This window comes from Rhodoferax sp. BAB1, from assembly GCF_013334205.1.
In the GTDB taxonomy this organism is placed as follows: Bacteria; Pseudomonadota; Gammaproteobacteria; order Burkholderiales; family Burkholderiaceae_C; genus Hylemonella.
On the sequence record NZ_CP054424.1, the window covers coordinates 291,575 to 312,910 of the forward strand.

Consider the following 21,336-nt stretch of genomic DNA (forward strand, 5'->3'; position numbering starts at 1 on the left):
AAAAGGAGACAGACATGAAACGCGTTCTTATTTCTGCAGCCCTGCTGCTGTGCGCCGGTGTGGCGCTGGCACAAGGCTATCCGAGCAAGCCGATCCGCATCGTCGTGCCGTTCACGGCGGGCAGTGCCACCGACATCATGGCGCGCATCGTGGGCGAGAAGCTCGGCGCGGCCTGGGGCCAGACCGTGGTGGTCGAGAACAAACCCGGGGCCGGCGGCACGGTCGGCTCGGCCTTCGTGGCCAAGAGCGAGCCCGATGGCTACACCCTGCTGGTGGTGTCCACCGGCCACGTGGTCAACCCGGTGCTCTACCCGGGCCTGAGCTACGACACCGTGGGCGACTTTGCCGGCATCACGCCGCTGGCCTCGCTGCCCAATGTGCTGGTGGTCGGTGCCAACAGCCCGATCAAGAACGTACCGGAACTGATTGCCGCCGCCAAGGCCAATCCCGGCAAGCTCAACTACGCCTCGGCCGGCACCGGCAGCGCCACGCACGTGAATGCCGAGAAGTTCCGCGCCATCACGGGCATCCAGGCCACCCACATTCCCTTCAAGGGTACGCCGGAGACCATCACCGAGACCGTGGCCGGGCGCGTCGACTTCATGTTCACGCCGGTGCTCTCGTCCATCCCGATGATCCGCGACAACCGCATGCGCGCCCTGGCGGTCAGCACGGCGCAGCGCTCTTCGGCCCTGCCGGAGGTGCCCACGGTGGCCGAAGCGGCCGTGCCCGGTTTTGTCTTCGACTTCTGGATCGGCCTGCTGGCGCCGGCCAAGACACCGCGCGACGTGGTCAACAAGCTCAACCAGGAAGTCAACAAGGCCCTGAACCAGCCCGATGTGAAAGAGCGCATGGCCAAGCTCGGTGGCGAGCCCCTGCCGATGACACCCGAGCGTTTCGATGCCTTCATCCGCGAGGAGCATGCGACCCTGAGCGTCATCATGAAGGGCGCCAAGTAAGCGGGCGTCCGGCACGATGCAGACCCTGCGCGTCAACATCTTCAACACCTCCAGCAACCTGCCCCTGCTGGCGGCGCTGGAGGCGGGCTGTTTTGCGCGGCGCGGCCTGGCGCTGGAGATCCAGCACACGCCGAACTCGGATGCGCAGCGCAGCGGCCTGGCCGCGGGCGGCTTCGACATCGCCCATGCCGCGGTGGACAACGCCGTGGCCATGGTGGAGGCGGGGCAGGACGTGGTCATCGTGCTGGGCGGTGACGCCGGCATGAACGAGTTCATGGTGCGCAGCGAGATCCAGACCATGACCGATCTGCGCGGCAAGGTGCTGGCCGTCGATGCGCCCAACACGGCCTACGCCCTGGTGGCCAAGAAGATCCTCAAGAACCACGGCCTGATCGAAGGCCGCGACTACACCGTGCGCCTGGCCGGCGGCACCGGCCCGCGTGCAGCCGCCATGGTGGCCGACCCGCAGCTGGCGGCCGCCATGATCAACCCGCCCTTTTCCTTCACGGTGCGCCAGCAGGGCCTCAAGAGCCTGGGCAACCAGTACAGCCTGCTGGGGCCTTACCAGGCGACCGGGGCCTTTGTCCTGCGCAATTGGGCGCAGGCCCATGCGGACGTCTTGCAGCAGTACCTGGCGGCTTACATCGAGGGCCAGCGTCTGGTCATGAATCCCATCCACCGTACGCAGATGGTCGAGCTGCTGATGCGCAGTTTCAAGCTGGACCCGGCGGCGGCCACCGGCACCTACGAAGCCTTGCTCACGCCGGGCGCCGGCCTGGCGCCGGATGCCCGCTTCAACAGCGAAGGTTTCCAGACCGTGCTGGCCATCCGCGCCGAGATGGAAGGCATGTGGGGCGGCACCCCGCCGGCGCCGGCCAGGTACATCGACCTGTCGTATGCCGAGCATGCGATCCGGAAAATTTCATAAACAGAGGAGATCCACCATGAAGCGTCTAGTCCTGTCCGTCCTGTCGGTCCTGGCCCTGGGCTCCGCCCTTGCGCAAGGCTACCCGGCCAAACCCATCAAGTTCATCGTGCCCTTCAGCGCGGGCAGTGCCACCGACATCGTGGCGCGCAGCGTGGGCGAGGCCATGGGGCGCAGCATGGGCCAGCCCATCGTCATCGAGAACAAGCTCGGTGCCGGTGGCACCATCGCCGCCGCCCAGGTGGCCAAGAGCGAGGCCGACGGCTACACCGTGCTGGTGCATTCCTCGGCGCATGCGCTGAACCCGGCGCTGTACAGCAACCCCGGTTACGACACGCTCAAGGACCTCACGGGCGTCACCGCCCTGGCCGCCATTCCCAACGTGCTGGTGGTGCATCCGGCCAAGGGCTGGAAGACCCAGACCGACCTCATTGCCGCCGTCAAGGCCAATCCGGCCAAGTTCAACTACGCCTCGGCCGGTGTCGGCAGCGGCACCCACATGAACGCCGAGATCTTCCGCCTGCAAGCCGGCATCGAGGCGCTGCACGTGCCCTACAAGGGCACACCCGACGCCATGAACAACGTCATCGGCGGCTCCAACGACTGGTTCTTCGCCCCGCTGGCCGCGGCCCTGCCGCTGATCCGCGACAACCGCCTGCAGGCCCTTTCGGTCAGTACCAAGATGCGCGCCTCCACCCTGCCGGACGTGCCCACCAGCATCGAAGCCGGCCTGCCCGCCTCCGACTACACCCTGTGGGTCGGCATGATCGTGCCCGCGGCCACCCCGGCGGCCGTGGTCAGGAAGCTCAACGAGGAAGCGCTCAAGGCCCTGAACAGCCCCGAGCTGAAAGACCGCATGGCCAAGCTCGGCGCCGATCCCTTCCCTCTGTCGCCCGAGGCTTTCAATGCCTACATCCGGAGCGAGATGGAGGTGGCCGCGCGCATCGTCAAGGCGGCCAACCTGAAGACGCAATGACGCTGGAAGGTTCAAGGTGAAGATCCATTTCACGGGCATCGGCAAGATGGGCCTGCCCATGGCCGGCCACCTGGCCGCCGCCGGGCATGCCCTGACCGTCAGCGACCCCTGCGACGAGCGTTGCGAGCTGGCGCAGGAACAGGGTCTGGCCGTGGTCGGTGATACCGCGGCTGCCATGGCGGCGGCCGACGCCGTCTTTTCCTCGCTGCCGCACGACGCGGCGCTGCGCGCGGTGGCCTCCCAGGTGGCGCACGCTGCCCGGCCCGGCACTGTCTACGTCGACACCAGCACTGTTTCCCTGCAGGCCTCGGCCGACGCGGCCCAGGCGCTGGAGGGCAAGGGCCTGGCCTATCTGCGCACCGCCGTCTCGGGCAACAACAAGATGGCCGAGTCCGCGCAACTCACCGTGCTGGCTTCCGGTCCGCGCGCGGCCTACGATCAGGTGCTGCCGCTGCTCCAGGCCCTGGGGCCGAACCATTTCTATCTCGGCGAGGCCGAGCAGGCGCGACTGATGAAACTCGTGGTCAACCTCATGATCGCGCAGACCAGCGCCATGCTGGCCGAGGCGCTGACCCTGGGGCGCAAGGGCGGCCTGGACTGGCAGGCCATGTGGCAGGTGCTGAGCGCCAGCGCGGTGGCCTCGCCCATCGTCAAGGCGAAGTCCGAGCAGCTGAGCCGGCGTGACTTCACGCCCACCTTCACGGTAGAGCAGATGATCAAGGACCTGGACCTGATCCTGGCCGCCGGTGCCGCCAGCAATGTGCCCCTGATGCAGACCGCCATGACACAGAAGCTCATGCACGCTGCCGTGGTGCAGGGCAATGGCCTGGACGACTACGCGGCCATCATCAAGGTGCTGGAGCGCGGCGCGGGGCTCAACCCGAAGCTGTAATCTGACGCTGTCGATTTCCTTGGAGAGTTTCGTGACCCCTTTCGTCTACACCGCCCAGCCCGCACGCGTCGTCTTTGGCGCGGGCTCCCTCTCGCAGCTGGCCCAGGAGATCGACGCGCTTGGCTGCAAGCGCGCGCTGGTGCTGTCCACGCCCGAGCAGCGGGCCTCGGCCGAAATGGTGGCCGGCCTGCTGGGCGGACGTGCCGCCGGCGTGTTCGACCGCGCGGTCATGCACGTGCCCATCGAGACCGCGCGCGAGGCGCGCGAGGTGGCCAAGCAGCTCGGTGCCGACTGCGCCGTGGCCATCGGCGGCGGCTCCACCACCGGCCTGGGCAAGGCCATCGCGCTTGATTCCGGCCTGCCCATCCTGGCCATCCCCACCACCTACGCCGGCTCGGAGATGACGCCCATCTACGGCATCACCGAAACCGGGCTCAAGAAGACCGGGCGCGACCTGCGCGTGCTGCCGCGCACCGTGCTCTACGACCCCGAGTTGACGCTGAGCCTGCCCGTGGCCCTGAGCGTGACCAGCGGCATCAATGCCATTGCCCACGCGGCTGAAGGTTTGTACTCGGTGGACAGCAATCCCATCATGGACCTGATGGCCGAGGAAGGCATCACGGCCCTGGGCCGTGCCTTGCCGGCCATCGTGAAGAATGCGCGCGACATGGATGCGCGCGCCGACGCGCTGTACGGTGCCTGGCTCTGCGGCACCGTGCTCGGGCACGTGGGCATGGCCCTGCACCACAAGCTCTGCCACACCCTGGGCGGCAGCTTCAACCTCTCCCATGCCGAGACCCACACCATCGTGCTGCCGCACGCGCTGGCCTACAACAGCCAGCACGCGCCGCAGGCCATGGCGCGCATCCGGCGCGCGCTCGGTGGCAACTCGGCCGCGCAGGCCGTGTTCGACCTGGCAAAGAACAATGGTGCGCCGGTGGCATTGAAAGACATCGGCATGAAAGCGACCGACCTGGACCGGGCCTGCGACATCGCCCTGCAGAACCAGTACCCCAACCCCCGCCCGCTGGAGCGCAAGGCCCTGCGCCAGCTCTTCCAGGACGCCTTCGATGGCGTGCGGCCCGCGGCCTGAGCCCGGGTACCGGGCACGCCCGGGGCGCTTATTTCTTGCGGCTGTCCTGCATGAACAGGCGGATGAAAAACACCGCCATGCCCAGCATGAACACGATGCCCAGGAAACTCATCAAGCCGTAGTCGGTAAAAAACAGGTCCTGAAACAATTTCATCTCAACTCCTTTGCTGTGACACGGTTTTATGGTGCCAGACCGGCAGCATCAGGGCCTGATGCAGATCAAGCGAGCCGGCTCAGAAGGGTTTTTCATCCCAGGTGCATGGACCAGAAACCGGCCGCCATGGCCAGGCCGTGCAGCAGGGCGGCGGCGATGGTCAGCACGATGGCCGGGCGCAGTTGCTGTGGCGTCCGGGCCGCCCGCCAGAACAGCACGAAAGCCAGCAGCGACAGGGGCCAGGACAGCAGCCCCCAGAGGGCCGGCTCAGGCTGGTAGAGCAGCCAGACACCGCCAGCCAGCCAGCCATGGGCCAGCGTGCTGATCAGCAGGTAGGCCAGCGCGGCGCCGCGCGGACCCAGCAGCACCGCCAGCGTGCGCTTGCCGACCTGGGCGTCCGACGGCGCATCGGGGACGCCGTTGATCAGCAGGATGTTGCTCACCAGCAGCGCGTAACTGAGCGCCGTGACCACGGGGATGATGAAAAGGCTGCCGCGCTGCACGGCATCCGCACCGATCACGACCAGGCCCCAGACCAGGGCCACCGCGAATTCGCCCATGCCGTGTTTCATCAAGGCCAGCGGCGGCGCCGAATAGGCCCAGGTCAGCAGCACACCGGCCAGCCCCAGCACGATCACCCAGCCCGTGCTCTTGACGGCCAGCAGCAGGCCGAAGGCGCACAGCAGGAAAGCCAGCAGGTAAAAAAGTTCGCGGGTCTGCTGCGGGGTGACGACCCGCTCCTGGATCAGGCGTGAGCCGCCGGTAAAGGGATGGATGCCCGCCGTATTGGCCGCGTCCGCCCCATTCAGGGCGTCGTGGTAGTCATTCAGCACATTGCCGGCGGCATGGGCCAGGCAGGCCAGCAGCAGCGTGGCCATGCCGGTCCCCACATGGGGGCCATGGCCGCAGGCCGCGGCAATGGCGATGCCCAGCAGCACGGCGACGACGGTGATGCCCAGGAAACCGGGGCGGGTCATGCGCAGCAGGGTGCGCAGGGGTGGGGTGGGGGATGGTGTGGACATGTGGCGCGCAGGAACAACCTGCATTCTGACAGGGTCATCCGGCAATTAAATTGCACGCAATTTAATTGTGATCAATAATTTAGCCCATGCCGAACAAAACGCTGACCCCCGACCAGGCCCTGCAGCTGGACAAACAGCTCTGCTTTGCCCTGTATTCCGCCTCGCACGCCATGTCCAAGGCCTACAAGCCGCACCTGGACGCGCTGGGCCTGACCTACCCGCAGTACGTGGCCATGCTGGTGCTGTGGGAGCGTGACGGCCTGACGGTGTCCGAGATCGGCGAGCGCCTCTTTCTCGACTCCGGCACGCTCACGCCCCTGCTCAAGCGGCTCGAGGGTGCGGGTTACATCAGCCGCCTGCGCGATGCGGCCGACGAGCGGCGCGTGCTGATCCAGCTCACCGCTGCCGGCCGCAAGCTCAAGGCCAAGGCCGCTCCCATTCCCGGCTGCATGCTCGAAGCCGCGCAGTGCTCGCTGAACGAACTCACGACCCTGACCCGCCAGGTCCAGCAGCTGCGCGATCGCCTGCAGGCCTGATTTTTTTACAAACCACAAGGAAAACACCATGACCACCGTCCTCAACAAGGTTCTCTACACCGCCAAGGCCCACACCACGGGTGGCCGTGACGGCCGCTCCGTCACCGACGACGGTCTGCTCGACGTCAGGCTGGCACCTCCGAAGGCCCTGGGCGGCGCCGGTGGCGCCACCAACCCCGAGCAGCTGTTTGCTGCCGGTTACTCGGCCTGCTACCTGAGCGCGCTCAAGCATGTGGCCGGCATGAAGAAGGTGAGCATCCCGGCCGACGCGGCGGTGGACGCCGAAGTGGACATCGGCCCCATCGCCCAGGGTTTCGGCCTGTCCGTGCGCCTGGCTGTCAGCCTGCCCGGCCTGGACCGTGCCGTGGCGCAGGAGCTGGTGGACACCGCCCACCAGGTCTGCCCCTATTCCAACGCGACCCGCGGCAACATCGCCGTCGACCTGCGTCTGGTCTGAGGCCATGTAAAAAGCCGCTTGCGCGTGGGCGCAAGCGGCTTTTTTGACGGGCGATGAGGGTAGATCAGCCGGCCTTGATGCCACCCTTGATGACCACGTCTTTCCAGCGTGCCTGTTCCTTCGCGATGAAGGCGCCGTATTCCTCGGGAGAGCCGCCGCCGGGGATGGCGCTTTCGGCTTCGTGCTTGGCCACGACGTCAGGGGCCTTCAGCGCCTTGGCAACTTCCTGCTGCATGCGCAGGATGATGTCGCGGGGCGTGCCGGCGCGGGCGTGGATGCCATACCACTGCTCGGTCTGGAAGCCGGGGTAGGTTTCGGCCACGGACTGGACATCGGGCAGCGCGGAGATGCGCGTGGGCGAGCCCACGGCAATGCAGCGCAGCGCGCCGCTCTTGATGTGCGGCAGCAGCGCCGGGGTGCCGGCAGAGAAGAACTCGATGCGGCCGGCCAGCACGTCGTTCAGGGCCGGGCCGGTGCCGCGGTAGGGGATGTGGGTGATGAACATGCCCGTCGCCAGTTTCAGCGCTTCCCAGGCCAGGTGGCCCGCGCTGGCGTTGCCGGCGGAGGCATAGTTGAGGCGGCCCGGGCGGGCCTTGACGTAGGCCACCAGCGACTTCATGTCGGTGACCGGCACATCCTTGTGCACGCAGTACAGGCTGGGCAGGCGGTTGACCAGGGTCACCGGCACAAAGTCCTTCTTCAGGTCGTAGCCGGCATCGGGGTAGATGATGGGGTTGACCGCCATCAGGCCGATATGGCTCATGACGAAGGTGTAACCATCGGCCGGCGCACGCAGCAGCTCCAGCATGGCGGGCACACCGCCGCCGCCGCCCTTGTTGTCGACGACAAAGGATGCACCCGTCTGTTTGGTGAGTTCGGCGCCGATGCTGCGGGCCACGATGCTGGAGGTACCACCGGGCGCGAAAGGAACGATCCAGCGCACGGGCTTGCTGGGCCAGGCGCTTTGGGCCTGGGCCGTCACGCCGGAGGCCGCCAGGCCGGCTGCGCCCATCAGCTTCAGGTAGTCGCGCCGGTTCAGTTCTGCATCATGTTGGTTCATGTCTCACTCACTTTCGTTTTGAAGCTTGTTTTATGTCGCAAATCCGGTCCCGGTGCAATCTGTAATAGTACTAATACGCGAGACGCCGGGGGCTGGCAACGGGCCGCCAGAGCCATTTCCCTCGGCACCTGCTGTTTTGACTGATGCCGGTATCACGGACAATGAGAGCTGCGCCCGGCATGCCTGCCGGGCCGGAAATGAAGCTGAAAGGGGATGATCATGGCCAAAATTTCGTGGTGTGCGGGCGCGATCTCGCTGCTGTTGCTGACCGGTTGTACGGTGGACTGGCAGAACCGGCATGCCGCGCAGGAGGTCGCCCAGCTATCCGCTGCGCCCGGCTCGGTCTACCTGGGCTGGCGCGTGTTCCAGGACAAATGCGCCGCCTGCCATGGGGCGGCCGCCACCGGCACGGCCAACGCCCCCGATCTGCTGCCCCGCGTGCGCACCATGGGCGAACGCCAGTTCGTGAGCCTGGTGCTGCAGCGCTACGACCTGAGCCAGCCGGCCACGCAGGCCCGCAGCGGGACGGCAGCGGGCGAGGCGCAGGTCGAAGTCATCATGCAGCGCAAGGAGGCACCCCTCAGCATGCCGGCCTGGCAGAGCGAGCCGCGCGTGAACGCGCACATCCTGGACCTGCACGCCTACCTGTCGGCACGTGCCCAGGGCCGTCAGGGGGCGGAGCGCCCCACGCCCTGAGTCAGGCCTGTGCCGCCAGGTGTGCGCCCAGCAGTGCGGCGCAATCCTGCGGGTGCGTGCTGATGAGAAAGTGGCTGGCACCGGCCACCACCGCTGCATGTACTCGTGGCAGATGCGTGGCCAGCACCTCTGTCATGGCCACCATGGCCGGGTTGGCATGCTCGCCACGCACCAGCAGCACGGGCAGATCCAGCCGCGCCAGGTCGGCCCCGCTGAAGTCGAAGCCGAAGTCGGTGTGCCAGTCCAGCACATTGGCCGGCGCCGTCTGGCGGCAGTAGTCCTGCACCGGTGCGGGCATGGTCGCAAAAGAGCCGGCGCCGCCCCAGAAGTCGATGATGCGCGCGGGCGCATCGCGCTCGCCGCTGCTCACCGCCTGTTCGAAGGCAGCGCTCATGTGGCGCGTGGCCTGGTGCAGGTCGCGATGGCCGTGGTGGTGCAGCAGGGCCAGGGGATTGGCCTCGAACAGCGCCAGGCTGGCCACCTGCACCCGGCCGCCCAGCGCTGCGGCCAGCGCTACCGTGCCGCCGAAGGAATGCCCGACCAGGTGGACCGGCCCCGGCGCACGCTGAGCCACCGCCTCCAGCACGCGCAGTTCGTGCGCTATGCCGGCATCACCCGCGCGGCGCGTCTCCGCCGTCTGGCCATAACCGCACAGGCTGGTGGCCACGAAACGCCACTGCGGCGGCAGCAGGCGCTGCATGGGTTTCCACGCGGCCGGCGTGCTGTAGGAGCCGGGCACGAAGAGCACGGTGGGGCCGCTGCCGGATTCGCTGTAGTCGATGCCCGGGGCCGGTGTGCTGCTTGAGGTCATGAGCGCGCTTCCAGAAGGTGACGCAGCCATTGTGCGGGGGCGGGGCTTGGGTGCCAAGTCCTGTGGGGACTTGCGGATTCAAGGGAGGTCTGCTTGCGACCCAAAGCGGCCAATTGAGGTCCTTGAAAGCAGACGCTCACAGACCGCGTTACGTGGTACCGCCATGCCTCCGCGCGAGACTCTGAACGTGTTCGACATCGGTCTTGCCGCTGATGGCAAGACGTGCAGTTTCGAGCCGCCCCACGCAGAACTGAACTCGATTGATTGACATTACTTCGACAGTCTGTTCGCGAAGGTAATTGATGAGCCCAGGGAGACCGGAGAATACACCCTGAGGAATGTCAGTTTTGAACTCCGCTTCGCCAGTAAAAACGACTGCGGATTTGATTGCGCCAGATGGCAAGAAATCAAGGAGATCTTGCACCGCGCTAACGTGCCTAAAGTTCTGCAGGATCGGGTTCTGAAATTTGAACTTCGCATTGAAAAGGACTTGAGTCCAGTTAGCCTGATTTGCGTTAGCGAAGATCCAGCCTTTGTAGTCCTTGGTCTCAATAACGAACACGCCGAAACGCGAAACTAGGATGTGGTCAATTTGCGTTGTGCCGTCCTTCATCCGAATGGTGACGTGGTTCATCAGGTGATAGTCGGGAGGGTGGAAGTTCTTCAGTGTGGTGCGGGACAGCAGGGCCTCTCCACGATTTTGGAACTTGATGGCACGGTACGCGCGGTACCGACCAATGACAAAACCAACGGCAAGGGCAAGGAGGAGGTAGAGAAGCGCGTGCTGCCTCCAGTCAGGGAGAAGCTGCGATAGGCGCTGAACCGCCGCACGATCCGTCAGACTGGCGATACTTTGCCCGATGGTATGGATATCCACCATGTCACCTAACGTGGAAATTTCCGGCGGACAGTAGGCTGGCGACAGTCCACCAATAGAACATCCATGTCGATTGCCATGTTAAGGTGTATTTTGCTGCGCCTTCATCACAGCCTTCAACATGTTCATTGGTTGATGCATATGCGCAAGGAGTTCCATGTAGAGGTCAACCAAGTCACGCAATGGTATCGTGAACTCCGCGGCAAGACAGTAAACGTCAAGTGCGGTAAACCGCGACATCATGTCGACTTGGGCGAGTGCGTCGTGCTCCCGATGCGCTCCGATGTAGTTGCGAACATCTGACAGGAACCTGCCGTGGTTCTTGCGAAAGGCGGAGAGCTTCGAATGGGCCAAGTTCAGGCGGCTCAGGAGTGACTCATGAACGTCAACCTCGTTGAGCCAATTGCGGTACTCTTTACCAAGGAGCTCGGAAAGATCCTCAGCACCTTCATGTAGAAGAACGGCCAATGAGCGCGCATGAAATTGACGATGCCAGTCGGATCGAGCAAAGTAGATTGATTCATTAAAGGCGCTAATGTCCTGCTCGAGTAGAGCAAGAAACAGACCCACGTTGTAGAGCCCACGATAGGGCTCGCTCCCAACTCTGGCAGCCTCCTCGCACCTCTGCTTGAGCGTCACCTTCAAGCCCTCTGTGACCTTCAGCCGTCGACGGTTCTTCCACCTGAATCGCAACCGTCCAGGGATGAGTAGCAGCTGGGTGAGAGCTTCCATGCGCCCTAACGTACTACATCAGGGGCGACAAGCCGGCTGTTCGGCGAAGCGTCCCTCTGGAGCAGCGGGTTTTCCGATGGAAGGAGTTGGCCTGCCCACTGCGATTGCAGAGCCTATTGATGTCGATGAAACCACTTGAGGTCACGAGCCACTGGGTCGATTTTGCTGTTGTAGACATCGGAGTAGGTTACCTCCACCGACAGCTTGCCAAGTGCTTCGCGCACTTGATCACGGGCGATACTGAATTGCCCTATTGACTTACTGCTGCCGACTTCTAAGTCAAGTAGCATCAGTTCACCTCCGGGGAGAATGGTTCGTCCTGAAGTGTCTTCCACGAAGTTGGTCCAGTAGACCTCGGGAGGCAACTCGGGCATCTGATCGATGAGCGCCTTGCCTGGCTCCGGTCCGTCGCTAACGCGAATGCTCGTGACGAGCAAGGGGCCGACACCATTGTTGACAACCTTGACGAATAGCTGGTTCTCGTAGTCGCCAACAACAATGCTTCCAATTGGACGAACCGACAGGACATTGTGCGCCTGCTGGTGCTCCAATGTCTTGCTCGAAACCCGCAGAGAGATCACTGCAACGACGCACGCTACCGCAGCTAGTACTGCGCTGGCGACTGTTGCCATGGCATTGGCAACCTCCGGACTTTCGATGAGGAATTGAAGCATGGCGGTGGCTGGCAGGCCTAGCGCGATGAAGATCGCGAAACCTGCGAAATATAACGACCGCTACGTGATAAACCGTCCATTTGATCCCCTCTAAGATTTTGTCATTATTGAAGAAATCGTAATCAGGTTGGCCGTTTGCACAGGTGTAAATGAATCCGACAAACCACGCAGCGATCCTGACAGATTCTAGGAGGCCGATCTGCAGGGAGATATCCCCCAAAAGGGTCATAGAGCGACAGCTTTAGACGCCAATCCTTGATGCCCGCTTCTGGCCGCAAGGAGCCGTTGGTTGTTCCACCCCCCTGAAGATGGCGACAAGGGCAGCGCACGAAGTGGCCTATTCGAGCTGGATGCCCGCGCTCTTGACCACCATGCCCAGGCGCTCAAGTTTCGAGGCGATGAACTTGTCATGCGGCTGCACCGGGCGGCGCTTGAGCCGTCAGCGCTGCGCGGTGGCCTGCGCCAGCACGGTCGCGGCCTGGCTGGTTTCGTGACCGCGCCAGGCCACGATCTGGTCCGGCCGGATCAGCGCCAGTGGTGCTTCGTACAGCGCGGCCAGTTCTGCGGCGGCATGTGGCACCACCCGCAGGTCCAGGCCCAGGGTCAACGCGGCCTGCTCGAAGGCGCGGGTGTCCGGTGCGTCGGGGCCGAGCGCGAGCAGCGTCCATTCGAAGTGGAAGGTGTCGTAGAGCGAGCGGCCATCGGCCAGCCAGGCATGCGGCGGCCTGCCGCCGGGGCAGGCGCTGGGCAGGTAGGTGTTCGGCGCGTCCGGGGGTGGGGCAGTGCCGTCCGCCACGATGATGGGGCTGCCGTCGTAACGGCCGCCGAAGGTGACGCCGGGGATGTTGAACTCGCGGCGCACGTGGCCGTTCAGATAGTCCGAGGCGACCGACCGGGCCAACGCGCCTTCGGGACTGGCGTCTTCCAGCTCGGGGGCCGCGTCGAACAGGCCGATCGAGTCGGCGAACTGGCGCGCGTAGCCGGTGTTGCGCACGGCCAGGGGCCGGCGCTCCAGTTCGTAGCTGTCCAGCAAGGCTGCGGGGGCCTGGCCCTTGAGGACGGCGGCCAGCTTCCAGCCCAGGTTGACGGCGTCCTCCACGGCGGTGTTGTAGCCCAGGCCGCCGGTGGGCGTGAACAGGTGCACCGCATCGCCGCCGAGGAAAACGCGGCCGCGCTGGAAGGACTCGGCCACCAGGGCATGGCCGGCCAGCCAGGTTGCCATGGACAAAATCTCGATGGCGATGTCCTGCCCGTAGGCCAAGGAGAAGAGGCGCCGCGCGTCGGCTTCGGTCAGCGCCTCGGTGGCGGCGTCGTCGGCCATCTGGATGTGGAAGGCGAATTCGCTGACGCCATCCACCGACATGATGAAGGCGCGCAGCTGCGGGCTGACCACCACGTACATCCAGGCCCGGTCGTTGGGATTGCGGGCGTAGAAGTCGGGGGCCTTCAGGTACACCGCCAGCATCTTGCCGCCCATGAACTTGCGCTTGAAGCCGGTGGCACCGCCCCAGGCAATGCCCAGCTGGCCGCGCACGAAACTGCGCGCGCCGTCGGCGCCCACCAGATAGGCGGCCTGCACGGCGAGCGGATCGCCGCCATCGACGGGCTGCACCACGGCCTCGATGCCGGAGCCAGTGTCGGCAAACGATTTGAGTAACCAGCCGTAGCGCACGTCCACCGAGGGCAGGCGCTGCGCATGCTCGCGCAGTTTCACCTCCACGAATTTCTGCGAGACGCGGTGCGGCAGCTCGGCGGCGCTCCATGAACCGGACATGGCCTTGATGGCCTGCGGCGCAGCGGCGGCGGTGGGCAGCCGCAGGCGGGCCAGCTCGGTGCCGGCAAAGCGCGTCAGGTAGGCGATGTCGGTGGGGTGGTCCGGCGGCAGGCCCATGCTGCGGATTTCCTGCGCGAAACCCAGGCGCCGGAAATGCTCCATGGTGCGGGCCTGCGTGGCATTGGCCTGCGGGTTGAAGGCGGTGCCGGGTTTGGGGTCGACCAGCAGGCAGCGGATGTTGCGCCGCCCCAGTTCGTTGGCCAGCATCAGGCCGCAGGGGCCGCCGCCGGCGATCAGCACGTCGGTTTGCAGGCTGGTCATGGTCTCAATTCACGCCGAAGCGTCCGGTCCATTTCTGCTCGTAGCTCATCTTGACGAAATGCTCGGCCATGAAGTCGATGAAGGTGCGGACCTTGGCCGAGAGGTGCTTGCGGCTGGGGTAGGCCAGGTTGACGGTGAGGCGCGGCAGGTCCCAGTCGTCCAGCACGGGCACCAGGCGGCCGGCCACCATGTCGTCGTAGACGATGTAGGTAGGCTGCACCAGGATGCCCATGCCGTCGAGAGCGGCGGCACGCAGGATCTGGCCGTCGTTCGATTCGAGCAGGCCCTTGACGTGCAGGGCCGTGGTCTGGCCATCGCGCGTGAAGCGCAGTTCGCCGGGGTTGTTGGCGTAGGTGTAGATCAGCAGCTTGTGCTGCGCCAGTTCTTCCAGCGTCCTGGGCCGGCCGTGGCGGGCCAGGTAGCGCGGGGCGGCGACCAGGATGCGGCGCGTCTGCGCCAGGCGGCGCACGGTGATGTTGGAGTCGGGCTCGAACTCGCGCGTGCGGATGGCCACGTCGATGTTGTTGTCGATGATGTCCAGGTAGCGGTTGGCGGCCTCCACGTGCACGGTGACGTTGGGATAACGCTCGGTGTAGGCGCGCAGCAGCGGCGCGATGTGCTGCATGGAGAAGGACAGCGAGGCGCTGATGCGCAGCATGCCCGTGGGGTTGAGTGTGTGCGCGTTGACCACGTCCTCGGCGTCCTTCAGGTCGGCCAGGAGGGTCTTGGCGCGGCTGAAGAACTCCTGGCCGGTGTCGGTCAGGAAGAGGCGGCGGGTGTTGCGCTCCACCAGGCGCGCGCCCAGCCGGTCTTCCAGCGCCTGCAGGTGGCGGCTGGCGGCGGCGTTCGACAGGCCCAGCGCCTCGGCGGCACGGCTCAGGCTGCCGGTTTCGGCCACCTGGACGAACAGCTCAATTTCGGCAAAACGGTCCAAACCGGTCTCCAGTTTTTTCGCTGCGCGGAAAAGTCATTTGCGGCAGCGCTCTTTCCCAAATTGTCGCGGACTTTTACAGTCCATCAGATAAGAGAGAACCCGCAGGAGACCCCAGATGCGCAACCTCAACGAGGACACCATCACCCAGGCCGTGATCGAACGTTTTTCCCGGACGCCCGATCCGCGCCTCAAGGAGATCATGACCAGCCTGGTGCAGCACCTGCACGCCTTCGCGCGTGAGGTGCGGCTGACCGAGGAGGAATGGTTCAAGGGCATCCAGTACCTGACGGACACCGGTCACATGTGCAGCGACACGCGCCAGGAGTTCATCCTCTTGTCCGACACGCTGGGCCTGTCCATGCTGACGGTGGCCATGAACAACGACAAGCCGGCCGGCTGCACCGAGCCCACGGTCTTCGGCCCTTTCTTCCTGGAACAGGCCCCCGAGTACCAGTTGGGCGATGACGTGGCCAACGGTGCCAAGGGCGAGCCCTGCCTGGTGAGCGGCACGGTCAAGGGCCTGGGCGGCGAGCCGATTCCGAATGCGCTGATCAACGTCTGGCAGGCCGACGCCGACGGCAATTACGACGTGCAGTACGAACACCTGGCCCATCCCCAGGCGCGCGGCATCCTGCATGCCGATGCGCAGGGGCGTTTCCACTTCAAGACCATCCTGGCCGAGGCCTACCCGATTCCGAGCGACGGCCCGGTGGGCGCCATGCTCAAGGCCACCAAAAATCATCCCTGGCGGCCGGCGCACCTGCATTTCATGATCGAGGCGCCGGGTTACGAGCGCCTGATCACCCATGTGTTCCGCGACCATGACCAGTACCTGGACTCCGACGTCGTGTTCGGTGTGCGCTCCACGCTGATCGCGGACTGGGTCAAGCAGGCCGACGGCAGCTACAGCCTGACCTACGACTTCGTGCTCAACCCCGAAAAATGAGAGATGGCCGCAGAGCCATACAGACCCACCACCAACCCGAGGAGACAGACATGCAGAAGCGACAGATCATCCAGTCCGCGCTGTGCGCGGTGCTGCTGGCCACCGGCGTCATGGCCGCCCAGGCCCAGCAGACCTTCAAGCTGACCATTGCGTCCAGCCACCCGCCGGCCATCCCCTGGGTGGGCCTGATGAGCACGGTCTTCGTGCCCGAGGTCAACAAGCGCGTGGCCGAGCTCAACAAGGGCTACAAGATCGAATGGCGCGAGGCCTACGGCGGCCAGCTCTACAAGGCCAATGCCACGCTGACCAGCGTGGAGCAGGGCGTGACCGACATCGGCTGGGTCTTCCACAACCTGGAAGCCGCCAAGATGCCGCTGGCGCAGTTCGGTACCGTGACGCCCTTCACCACCGACGATGTGCGCATCATCCTGGACGTGGTCAACGCCATGCACGAGACCGTGCCCGCGCTCAAGCGCGAGTGGGAGCGCAACAACGCCGTCTTCCTGGGCGCCACTGGCGTGGACAGCTACCACCTGTTCACCAAGCAGCCCATCAGGAGCTACGACGAACTCAAGGGCCGCAAGATCTCGGCGCCGGGTTCCATCGGCCTGTGGCTGCGCAACTCGGGCGCGGTGCCGGTGGACGGCTCGCTGACCAGCTACTACACCGACATCCAGTCCGGTGTGTCCGACGGCACGGTGTCGATCGCCACCGGCATCCTGCCCAACAAGATCTACGAGGTGGCGCCGCACATCACGAAGGTGAACATCGGCGCGCTCTACATCGGCGGCATGGCCATGAACAAGGACAGCTACGAGAAGCTGCCCAAGGAAGTCCAGCAGATCGTGCGCGACGCCGGCAAGCTGTACTCCCAGGAATTGGGCAAGGTGCTGATGCAGCGTTACGAGGGTGCGCTCAAGGCCATGGTCGACGCCGGCGCCAAGCAGTCCACCCCGGTGACGCTGACCGAGTTCAGTGCGGCCGAGCGCGCCAAGTGGGTCAAGACCATGCCCAACCTGGCGGCCGACTGGGTGAAGAACAACGCCTCCAAGGGCCCGACCAAGGAGATCGTCACGACCTACATGAACGAGCTGCGCAAGCGCGGCGTCACGCCCGCTCGCGACTGGGACAAGGAGTTGTGACTCACCCCCAGGCTTCGCGCACTGCGTGTCGCTACGCCACCCCCCTTGCAGGGGGCAACGCCAGTGGCCCGGCTCAGCCGGTTCCACGGCGTTCCCCGCCTGGGGTTCCGCGCTCATGGCGTGTCTGACGCTTGCTGAGGTTGACTTGTCTTACGAAAAAAACACGGACCTGGAGTCCGCGCCGCCGCCGTCCGCGCCCGACAGCTGGTTCGGCCGCCTGGTCGACGGCCTGAATGCCGCCGGCTCGGTGCTGATCGGCGCCATCATGCTGCTGATGTGTGCCGATGTGCTGCTGCGCGACCTGGCCAACCGCCCGATCGACGGCGTGGCCGAACTGGTGGCCACCAGCATCGTGATCATCGTCTTCCTGCAACTGCCGTCCACGCTGCGCCACGGCCGCATGTCGCGCGCCGACCTCTTCATCGACCCCTTCATCGTGCGCCGTCCGCGCGCCGGCAAGGGTTTGCGCGCGCTCTTTTCCCTGGCCGGGGTGTTCGCCTGCGGCGTGATTGCCTACGCGACCTGGCGGCCGCTGGCACGTGCCTGGACCGACAACGAGTTCCTCGGCGTCGAGGGCCTCTTCACTTTCCCGACCTGGCCCATGCGCGCCGTGGTGCTGCTCGGGGCGGGGCTGGCGGCCATCCAGTACCTGCTGCTGGTGATCCAGGACCTGAAGGAGTCGGTACATGACTGATCTCCAGGTCGGCCTGCTGGCCATCGTGCTGATGCTGGCCGGCATCTATTTCGGCATGCACATCGGGGTGGCGCTGATCGTCACGTCCTTCGTCAGCGTCGCGCTCATCAAGTCGCCCGACGTGGCGGCGCGTTTCGTGGCCGCTTCGGCCAACGACGCCATCCGCGATTACCTCTTCGGCGTGATCCCCCTGTTTGTGCTCATGGGCATGCTGGTGAGTGTGAGCGGGGTGGGGCGCGATACCTTCGACGTCTTCCAGTGGCTGATGCGGCGCGTGCGCGGCGGCCTGGGCTTGGCCACGGTGGGGGCCAATGCGGTGTTTGCCGCCATCACCGGCATCTCCATCGCCTCGGCTTCGGTCTTCACCAAGGTGGCCGTGCCCGAGATGATCCGCCACGGCTACACACGCCGTTTCGCGGTGGGTGTGGTGGCCGGTTCCTCGGTGCTGGGCATGCTGATCCCGCCCTCGCTGCTGATGATCATCTACGGCGTGCTGGCCGAGGAATCGGTGGGACGCATGTTCATCGCCGGCATCATCCCCGGCATCGTACTGGCCCTGGGCTTCGCCCTGCTGATCGTGGGCATGGCCTATCTGCGCCCGGGCATGATCATGGAGCAGGGGGCCGCGGCCACGGTGCGCGAGCCGCACCACGAGACCTGGGGCAGCGCGGCCCTCAAGTTCATTCCCATCCTCATCCTCATCACGCTGGTGCTGGGGGGGCTCTATGGCGGCCTGTTCACGCCCACCGAGGCCGGTGCGGTGGGGGCGGCCGGGGCGCTGGTGATCGCGCTGGTGCGTCGCCGCCTGGACTGGCGCAAGCTGTGGAAGGTGCTGACCGAAACGGGCTATGTGTCGGTCTCGGTGCTCTTCCTCATCATCTCGGCCATGCTCTACAGCCGCATGCTGGCGCTGACCGGCATGCCGGCGGCGGTGACCGAGGGCATCACCGGCCTGGGGCTGGGGTCCTGGGGCTTCCTGGCCGCGTATGTGGGTATCGTCATCGTGCTGGGCTGCATCATCGACTCGGTCTCCATCATGCTCATCATGCTGCCCATCGTGCTGCCGATTGCGCGCGCCTTCGGCATGGACATCGTCTGGTTCGGTGTCATCACCGTGGTGGCGGTGGAGATCGGCCTGCTGACGCCGCCTTTCGGCGTCTCGGTCTATACCGTGAAGTCGGCGCTGAACGATACGCGCATCACGGTGCGCGACATCTTCGCCGGTGCTTTCCCTTTTGTGTTGATGATGGTCGCCGTGCTGGTGCTGCTGGTGGTGTTCCCCAGGCTCTCCACCTGGCTGGCGTATATGTAATGGAGTAGATGACATGCTGTTTGCCTTCATCCTGATCGACAAGCCCGACCACGGCGACATGCGGCAGCGGGTGCGGCCCGTGCACAAGGACTACCTGGCCGCGGTGGCTGCGCACATGGCCTTTGCCGGTCCGCTCACGCACGACGATGGCAAGACCATGCTGGGCAGCCTGCTGGTGATCGACTTTGCCAGCCGCGATGCCGCGCACGCCTGGCTGGCCGAAGAGCCTTTCACGAAAGCGGGGCTCTACGCCAGCACCACCATCCACGCCTTCGTGAACCTGTGGCCGCAGAAGGCCGGGTTCCCGCCCGCCGCATGATCGGAGCCGGTTTGTGATCAAGCACATCGTGATGTGGAACGTGCGCGGCGACACGCCGGCCGAGAAGGCGCAGGGCATCGCCCGCCTGCAGCGCAGCTTCGAGAGCCTGCGCGGGCGCATCCCGGGCCTGCTGCATCTGGAGATCGGCGTGGACAGCAGCGGCATCGACTACGCCTGCGACGTGGTGCTCTATTCGGAGTTCGAAAGCCAGGCCGCACTCGACGCCTATGGCACGCACCCCGAGCATCTGCGCGTGAAGAACGAGGTGGCCGATCTGCGCATTGCACGCCACCAGGTGGACTACGCCGCACCCTGAATTTTCTTTTTTGATTCCCGAGGAACGACCATGAGCAACTCTTTCAACGACGAACTGCTGATCCGCCAGATGGTGGAGCGCTGGGCCGTGTGGCGCGACGCTGGCGACTGGGAGCGCTTCGCTACCGTCTGGCATCCCGAGGGCGTCATGATGGCCACCTGGTTCCAGGGCCCGTTTGCCGAATTCATCCGTGTGACGAAAGAGGGCTGGGCCAAGGGCGTGAGCATCCTGCACTTCCTGGGTGGCTCGGCCATCGAGGTCGCGGGCGACCGCGCCATCGCCCAGACCAAGATGACGATCTCGCAGCGCGGCATGGTGGAGGGCGCTGACGGCCCGGTGCTGTGCGACGTGGTCTGCACCGGCCGCTTCTACGATTTCGTGACGAAGCACCAGGGCGAATGGAAGCTGATCCATCGCCAGCCCATCTACGAGAAGGACCGCATCGACCCGGTCGACTCCACCGCCATGCTCAAGCTGGACCAGCAGGCCCTGGCCGGTTTCCCCGAAGGCTACCGGCACCTGGCCTACATCCAGACCCGCATCGGCTACACCGTGAAGATGGACATGCCCATGCTCAAGGGCCCGGTGGTCGAGGAGCTCTACCGCCGCGGCGCGCGCTGGCTGGCTGGCGGCAGCCTGGAACGCTGAACGATTTTCCGATCCGTATCACCCCCACCGAGGAGACAGACATGAACGAGATCCAGCACCCCACTCATCTGAAGCGCCGCGACATCGTGCGCGCCCTGCCGGCCGCCGCCCTGCTGGGCCTGACCCCCATGGCCTGGGCGCAGGGCGCCTACCCGAACCGCCCCTTGCGGGTCATCGTGCCGCAGCCGCCCGGGGGTGGTTTCGACTTCGTGGCGCGCCAGCTGGCCGAGCGTCTGTCCAGGCAGATCGGGCAGGGTGTGGTGGTCGAGAACAAGACCGGCTCGGGCACGCTGGTGGGCACCGAAGCGGCGGCCCAGGCCGCGCCCGACGGCTACACCCTGCTGATGGGCTCGGTCTCCAACATCGCGCTCAATATGGGCCTGTACGAGAAGCTGTCCTACGACAGCCTGCGCGACTTCGAACCCGTGGGCCTGGCCGTGAGCTACAGCTACACGCTCACCGCACGCCAGGACCTGCCCCTGAACACGCTCAAGGACGTGGTGGCCTATGCCAAGGCCAACCCGGGCAAGCTCACCTATGCCTCGGCCGGCAACGGCTCGGGCCAGCACGTGCTGGCCGCCGCACTCTGGCACCTGGCCGGCGTGAACGTGGTGCACGTCCCCTACCGCGGCGCCCAGGCCGCTTATATGGACATGCTGGGCGGTCGCGTGGACCTGTTCTTCGACCTCTCGTCCACGGCACGCGCGCAGATCGAGGGCGGCAAGATCAAGCCGCTGGCGCTGTCCGGCGCCGAGCGCAACCCCATGCACCCCGATGTGCCGACCATCACCGAGAGCGGTGTGGCCCAGCTCGACCTGGAGTCCTGGTTCGGCTACTTCGTGCCGAGCAAGACACCTGCCGACGTGCAGGAGCGCCTGCGCAGCGAGCTGGCCAAGGTCATTGCCCAGCCCGAACTGCAGGAGACCTTCCGCAAGGCGGGTGGCAAGCCGCTGACACTCAACACCGAGCAGACCCGTGCACTGGTGAAGCGCGATGTCGATCGCTGGACCAAGCTGGTGCGCGAGATCGGCATCAAGGCGAGTTGATCCTCCCGGGTCGCTGCCCA

The 21,336-nt window shown here is 65.4% G+C and carries 25 protein-coding genes; 16 read left to right on the forward strand and 9 right to left on the reverse strand.

What is annotated here, in order from left to right; genetic code table 11:
* Positions 1-14: 14 nt before the first annotated feature.
* From HTY51_RS01445 to HTY51_RS01465, 5 genes are read left to right on the forward strand one after another with little or no spacing between them, the layout of a single operon-like run.
* Positions 15-959, forward strand: a complete 945-nt coding sequence (locus tag HTY51_RS01445) for a tripartite tricarboxylate transporter substrate binding protein (protein ID WP_174251063.1) — start codon at positions 15-17, stop codon at positions 957-959.
* Positions 960-975: 16 nt separating this feature from the next.
* Positions 976-1,887, forward strand: a complete 912-nt coding sequence (locus HTY51_RS01450) for an ABC transporter substrate-binding protein (protein ID WP_174251064.1) — start codon at positions 976-978, stop codon at positions 1,885-1,887.
* A gap of 16 nt (positions 1,888-1,903) precedes the next feature.
* The gene (locus HTY51_RS01455; RefSeq protein WP_174251065.1) at positions 1,904-2,860 is read left to right on the forward strand and encodes a tripartite tricarboxylate transporter substrate binding protein; all 957 of its coding nucleotides are present in this window, start codon (positions 1,904-1,906) and stop codon (positions 2,858-2,860) included.
* A gap of 16 nt (positions 2,861-2,876) precedes the next feature.
* Complete coding sequence (locus HTY51_RS01460) at positions 2,877-3,752, forward strand: NAD(P)-dependent oxidoreductase (protein ID WP_174251066.1); 876 nt, start codon at positions 2,877-2,879, stop codon at positions 3,750-3,752.
* A 31-nt stretch (positions 3,753-3,783) separates the two neighbouring features.
* Positions 3,784-4,845 carry a maleylacetate reductase gene (locus HTY51_RS01465; RefSeq protein ID WP_174251067.1) on the forward strand — a complete coding sequence of 354 codons (1,062 nt, stop codon included), beginning with the start codon at positions 3,784-3,786 and terminating at the stop codon, positions 4,843-4,845.
* A 28-nt stretch (positions 4,846-4,873) separates the two neighbouring features.
* On the opposite strand, the gene HTY51_RS01470 is transcribed toward HTY51_RS01465, so the two are convergent.
* On the reverse strand, positions 4,874-4,999 hold the full coding sequence (locus tag HTY51_RS01470) for a DUF3149 domain-containing protein (RefSeq protein ID WP_174251068.1): 126 nt from the start codon (positions 4,997-4,999) through the stop codon (positions 4,874-4,876).
* 92 nt (positions 5,000-5,091) lie between these two features.
* A complete protein-coding gene (locus tag HTY51_RS01475; RefSeq protein WP_254606947.1) occupies positions 5,092-6,021 on the reverse strand; it encodes a prenyltransferase in 930 nt (309 codons plus the stop codon).
* 86 nt (positions 6,022-6,107) lie between these two features.
* Here HTY51_RS01475 and HTY51_RS01480 point away from each other — a divergent pair, with 86 nt between their 5' ends.
* Together HTY51_RS01480 and HTY51_RS01485 are read left to right on the forward strand one after the other, a co-directional pair.
* Positions 6,108-6,557 carry a MarR family winged helix-turn-helix transcriptional regulator gene (locus HTY51_RS01480; RefSeq protein ID WP_174251070.1) on the forward strand — a complete coding sequence of 150 codons (450 nt, stop codon included), beginning with the start codon at positions 6,108-6,110 and terminating at the stop codon, positions 6,555-6,557.
* A 28-nt stretch (positions 6,558-6,585) separates the two neighbouring features.
* The gene (locus tag HTY51_RS01485) at positions 6,586-7,014 is read left to right on the forward strand and encodes an organic hydroperoxide resistance protein (RefSeq protein WP_174251071.1); all 429 of its coding nucleotides are present in this window, start codon (positions 6,586-6,588) and stop codon (positions 7,012-7,014) included.
* A gap of 64 nt (positions 7,015-7,078) precedes the next feature.
* Here the strand turns inward: HTY51_RS01485 and HTY51_RS01490 are convergent, their stop codons facing one another.
* Positions 7,079-8,074, reverse strand: coding sequence for a tripartite tricarboxylate transporter substrate binding protein (locus HTY51_RS01490; RefSeq protein ID WP_174251072.1), 996 nt, complete (start codon positions 8,072-8,074; stop codon positions 7,079-7,081).
* A 219-nt stretch (positions 8,075-8,293) separates the two neighbouring features.
* On the opposite strand from HTY51_RS01490, the gene HTY51_RS01495 reads away from it, so the two are divergent.
* Entirely contained in the window at positions 8,294-8,770 is a 477-nt protein-coding gene (locus tag HTY51_RS01495) for a c-type cytochrome (RefSeq protein ID WP_174251073.1), read from the forward strand.
* Position 8,771: 1 nt separating this feature from the next.
* Here the strand turns inward: HTY51_RS01495 and HTY51_RS01500 are convergent, their stop codons facing one another.
* From HTY51_RS01500 to HTY51_RS01525, 6 genes are all read right to left on the reverse strand, one after another.
* Positions 8,772-9,581 (reverse strand): alpha/beta fold hydrolase, encoded by an 810-nt coding sequence (locus HTY51_RS01500; RefSeq protein ID WP_174251074.1) that lies wholly within the window; start codon positions 9,579-9,581, stop codon positions 8,772-8,774.
* Between the two features lie 148 nt (positions 9,582-9,729).
* Positions 9,730-10,461, reverse strand: coding sequence for a nuclease-related domain-containing protein (locus HTY51_RS01505; protein ID WP_174251075.1), 732 nt, complete (start codon positions 10,459-10,461; stop codon positions 9,730-9,732).
* A gap of 78 nt (positions 10,462-10,539) precedes the next feature.
* The gene (locus HTY51_RS01510) at positions 10,540-11,190 is read right to left on the reverse strand and encodes a hypothetical protein (RefSeq protein ID WP_174251076.1); all 651 of its coding nucleotides are present in this window, start codon (positions 11,188-11,190) and stop codon (positions 10,540-10,542) included.
* Positions 11,191-11,303: 113 nt separating this feature from the next.
* Positions 11,304-11,864, reverse strand: coding sequence for a hypothetical protein (locus tag HTY51_RS01515; protein ID WP_174251077.1), 561 nt, complete (start codon positions 11,862-11,864; stop codon positions 11,304-11,306).
* Positions 11,865-12,303: 439 nt separating this feature from the next.
* Complete coding sequence (locus HTY51_RS01520) at positions 12,304-13,959, reverse strand: FAD-dependent oxidoreductase (RefSeq protein WP_174251078.1); 1,656 nt, start codon at positions 13,957-13,959, stop codon at positions 12,304-12,306.
* Between the two features lie 4 nt (positions 13,960-13,963).
* Positions 13,964-14,893: a LysR family transcriptional regulator gene (locus HTY51_RS01525; protein ID WP_174251079.1), complete on the reverse strand. Its 930-nt coding sequence runs from the start codon at positions 14,891-14,893 to the stop codon at positions 13,964-13,966.
* A gap of 115 nt (positions 14,894-15,008) precedes the next feature.
* On the opposite strand from HTY51_RS01525, the gene HTY51_RS01530 reads away from it, so the two are divergent.
* The 8 genes from HTY51_RS01530 (at position 15,009) to HTY51_RS01565 (ending at position 21,316) form a co-directional block, all read left to right on the forward strand.
* Positions 15,009-15,839 (forward strand): intradiol ring-cleavage dioxygenase, encoded by an 831-nt coding sequence (locus HTY51_RS01530; RefSeq protein ID WP_174251080.1) that lies wholly within the window; start codon positions 15,009-15,011, stop codon positions 15,837-15,839.
* Between the two features lie 50 nt (positions 15,840-15,889).
* On the forward strand, positions 15,890-16,981 hold the full coding sequence (locus tag HTY51_RS01535) for a C4-dicarboxylate TRAP transporter substrate-binding protein (RefSeq protein ID WP_174251081.1): 1,092 nt from the start codon (positions 15,890-15,892) through the stop codon (positions 16,979-16,981).
* Positions 16,982-17,126: 145 nt separating this feature from the next.
* Positions 17,127-17,675: a TRAP transporter small permease subunit gene (locus HTY51_RS01540; RefSeq protein ID WP_174251082.1), complete on the forward strand. Its 549-nt coding sequence runs from the start codon at positions 17,127-17,129 to the stop codon at positions 17,673-17,675.
* Positions 17,668-18,987: a TRAP transporter large permease gene (locus HTY51_RS01545; RefSeq protein ID WP_174251083.1), complete on the forward strand. Its 1,320-nt coding sequence runs from the start codon at positions 17,668-17,670 to the stop codon at positions 18,985-18,987. Before HTY51_RS01540 ends, HTY51_RS01545 begins: the two co-directional genes overlap by 8 nt.
* 13 nt (positions 18,988-19,000) lie before the next feature.
* A complete protein-coding gene (locus tag HTY51_RS01550; RefSeq protein WP_174251084.1) occupies positions 19,001-19,306 on the forward strand; it encodes a YciI family protein in 306 nt (101 codons plus the stop codon).
* A gap of 13 nt (positions 19,307-19,319) precedes the next feature.
* Entirely contained in the window at positions 19,320-19,622 is a 303-nt protein-coding gene (locus tag HTY51_RS01555; RefSeq protein WP_254606948.1) for a Dabb family protein, read from the forward strand.
* Between the two features lie 30 nt (positions 19,623-19,652).
* The gene (locus HTY51_RS01560) at positions 19,653-20,270 is read left to right on the forward strand and encodes a nuclear transport factor 2 family protein (protein ID WP_174251085.1); all 618 of its coding nucleotides are present in this window, start codon (positions 19,653-19,655) and stop codon (positions 20,268-20,270) included.
* A gap of 41 nt (positions 20,271-20,311) precedes the next feature.
* Entirely contained in the window at positions 20,312-21,316 is a 1,005-nt protein-coding gene (locus HTY51_RS01565) for a tripartite tricarboxylate transporter substrate binding protein (protein ID WP_174251086.1), read from the forward strand.
* Positions 21,317-21,336 lie beyond the last annotated feature (20 nt).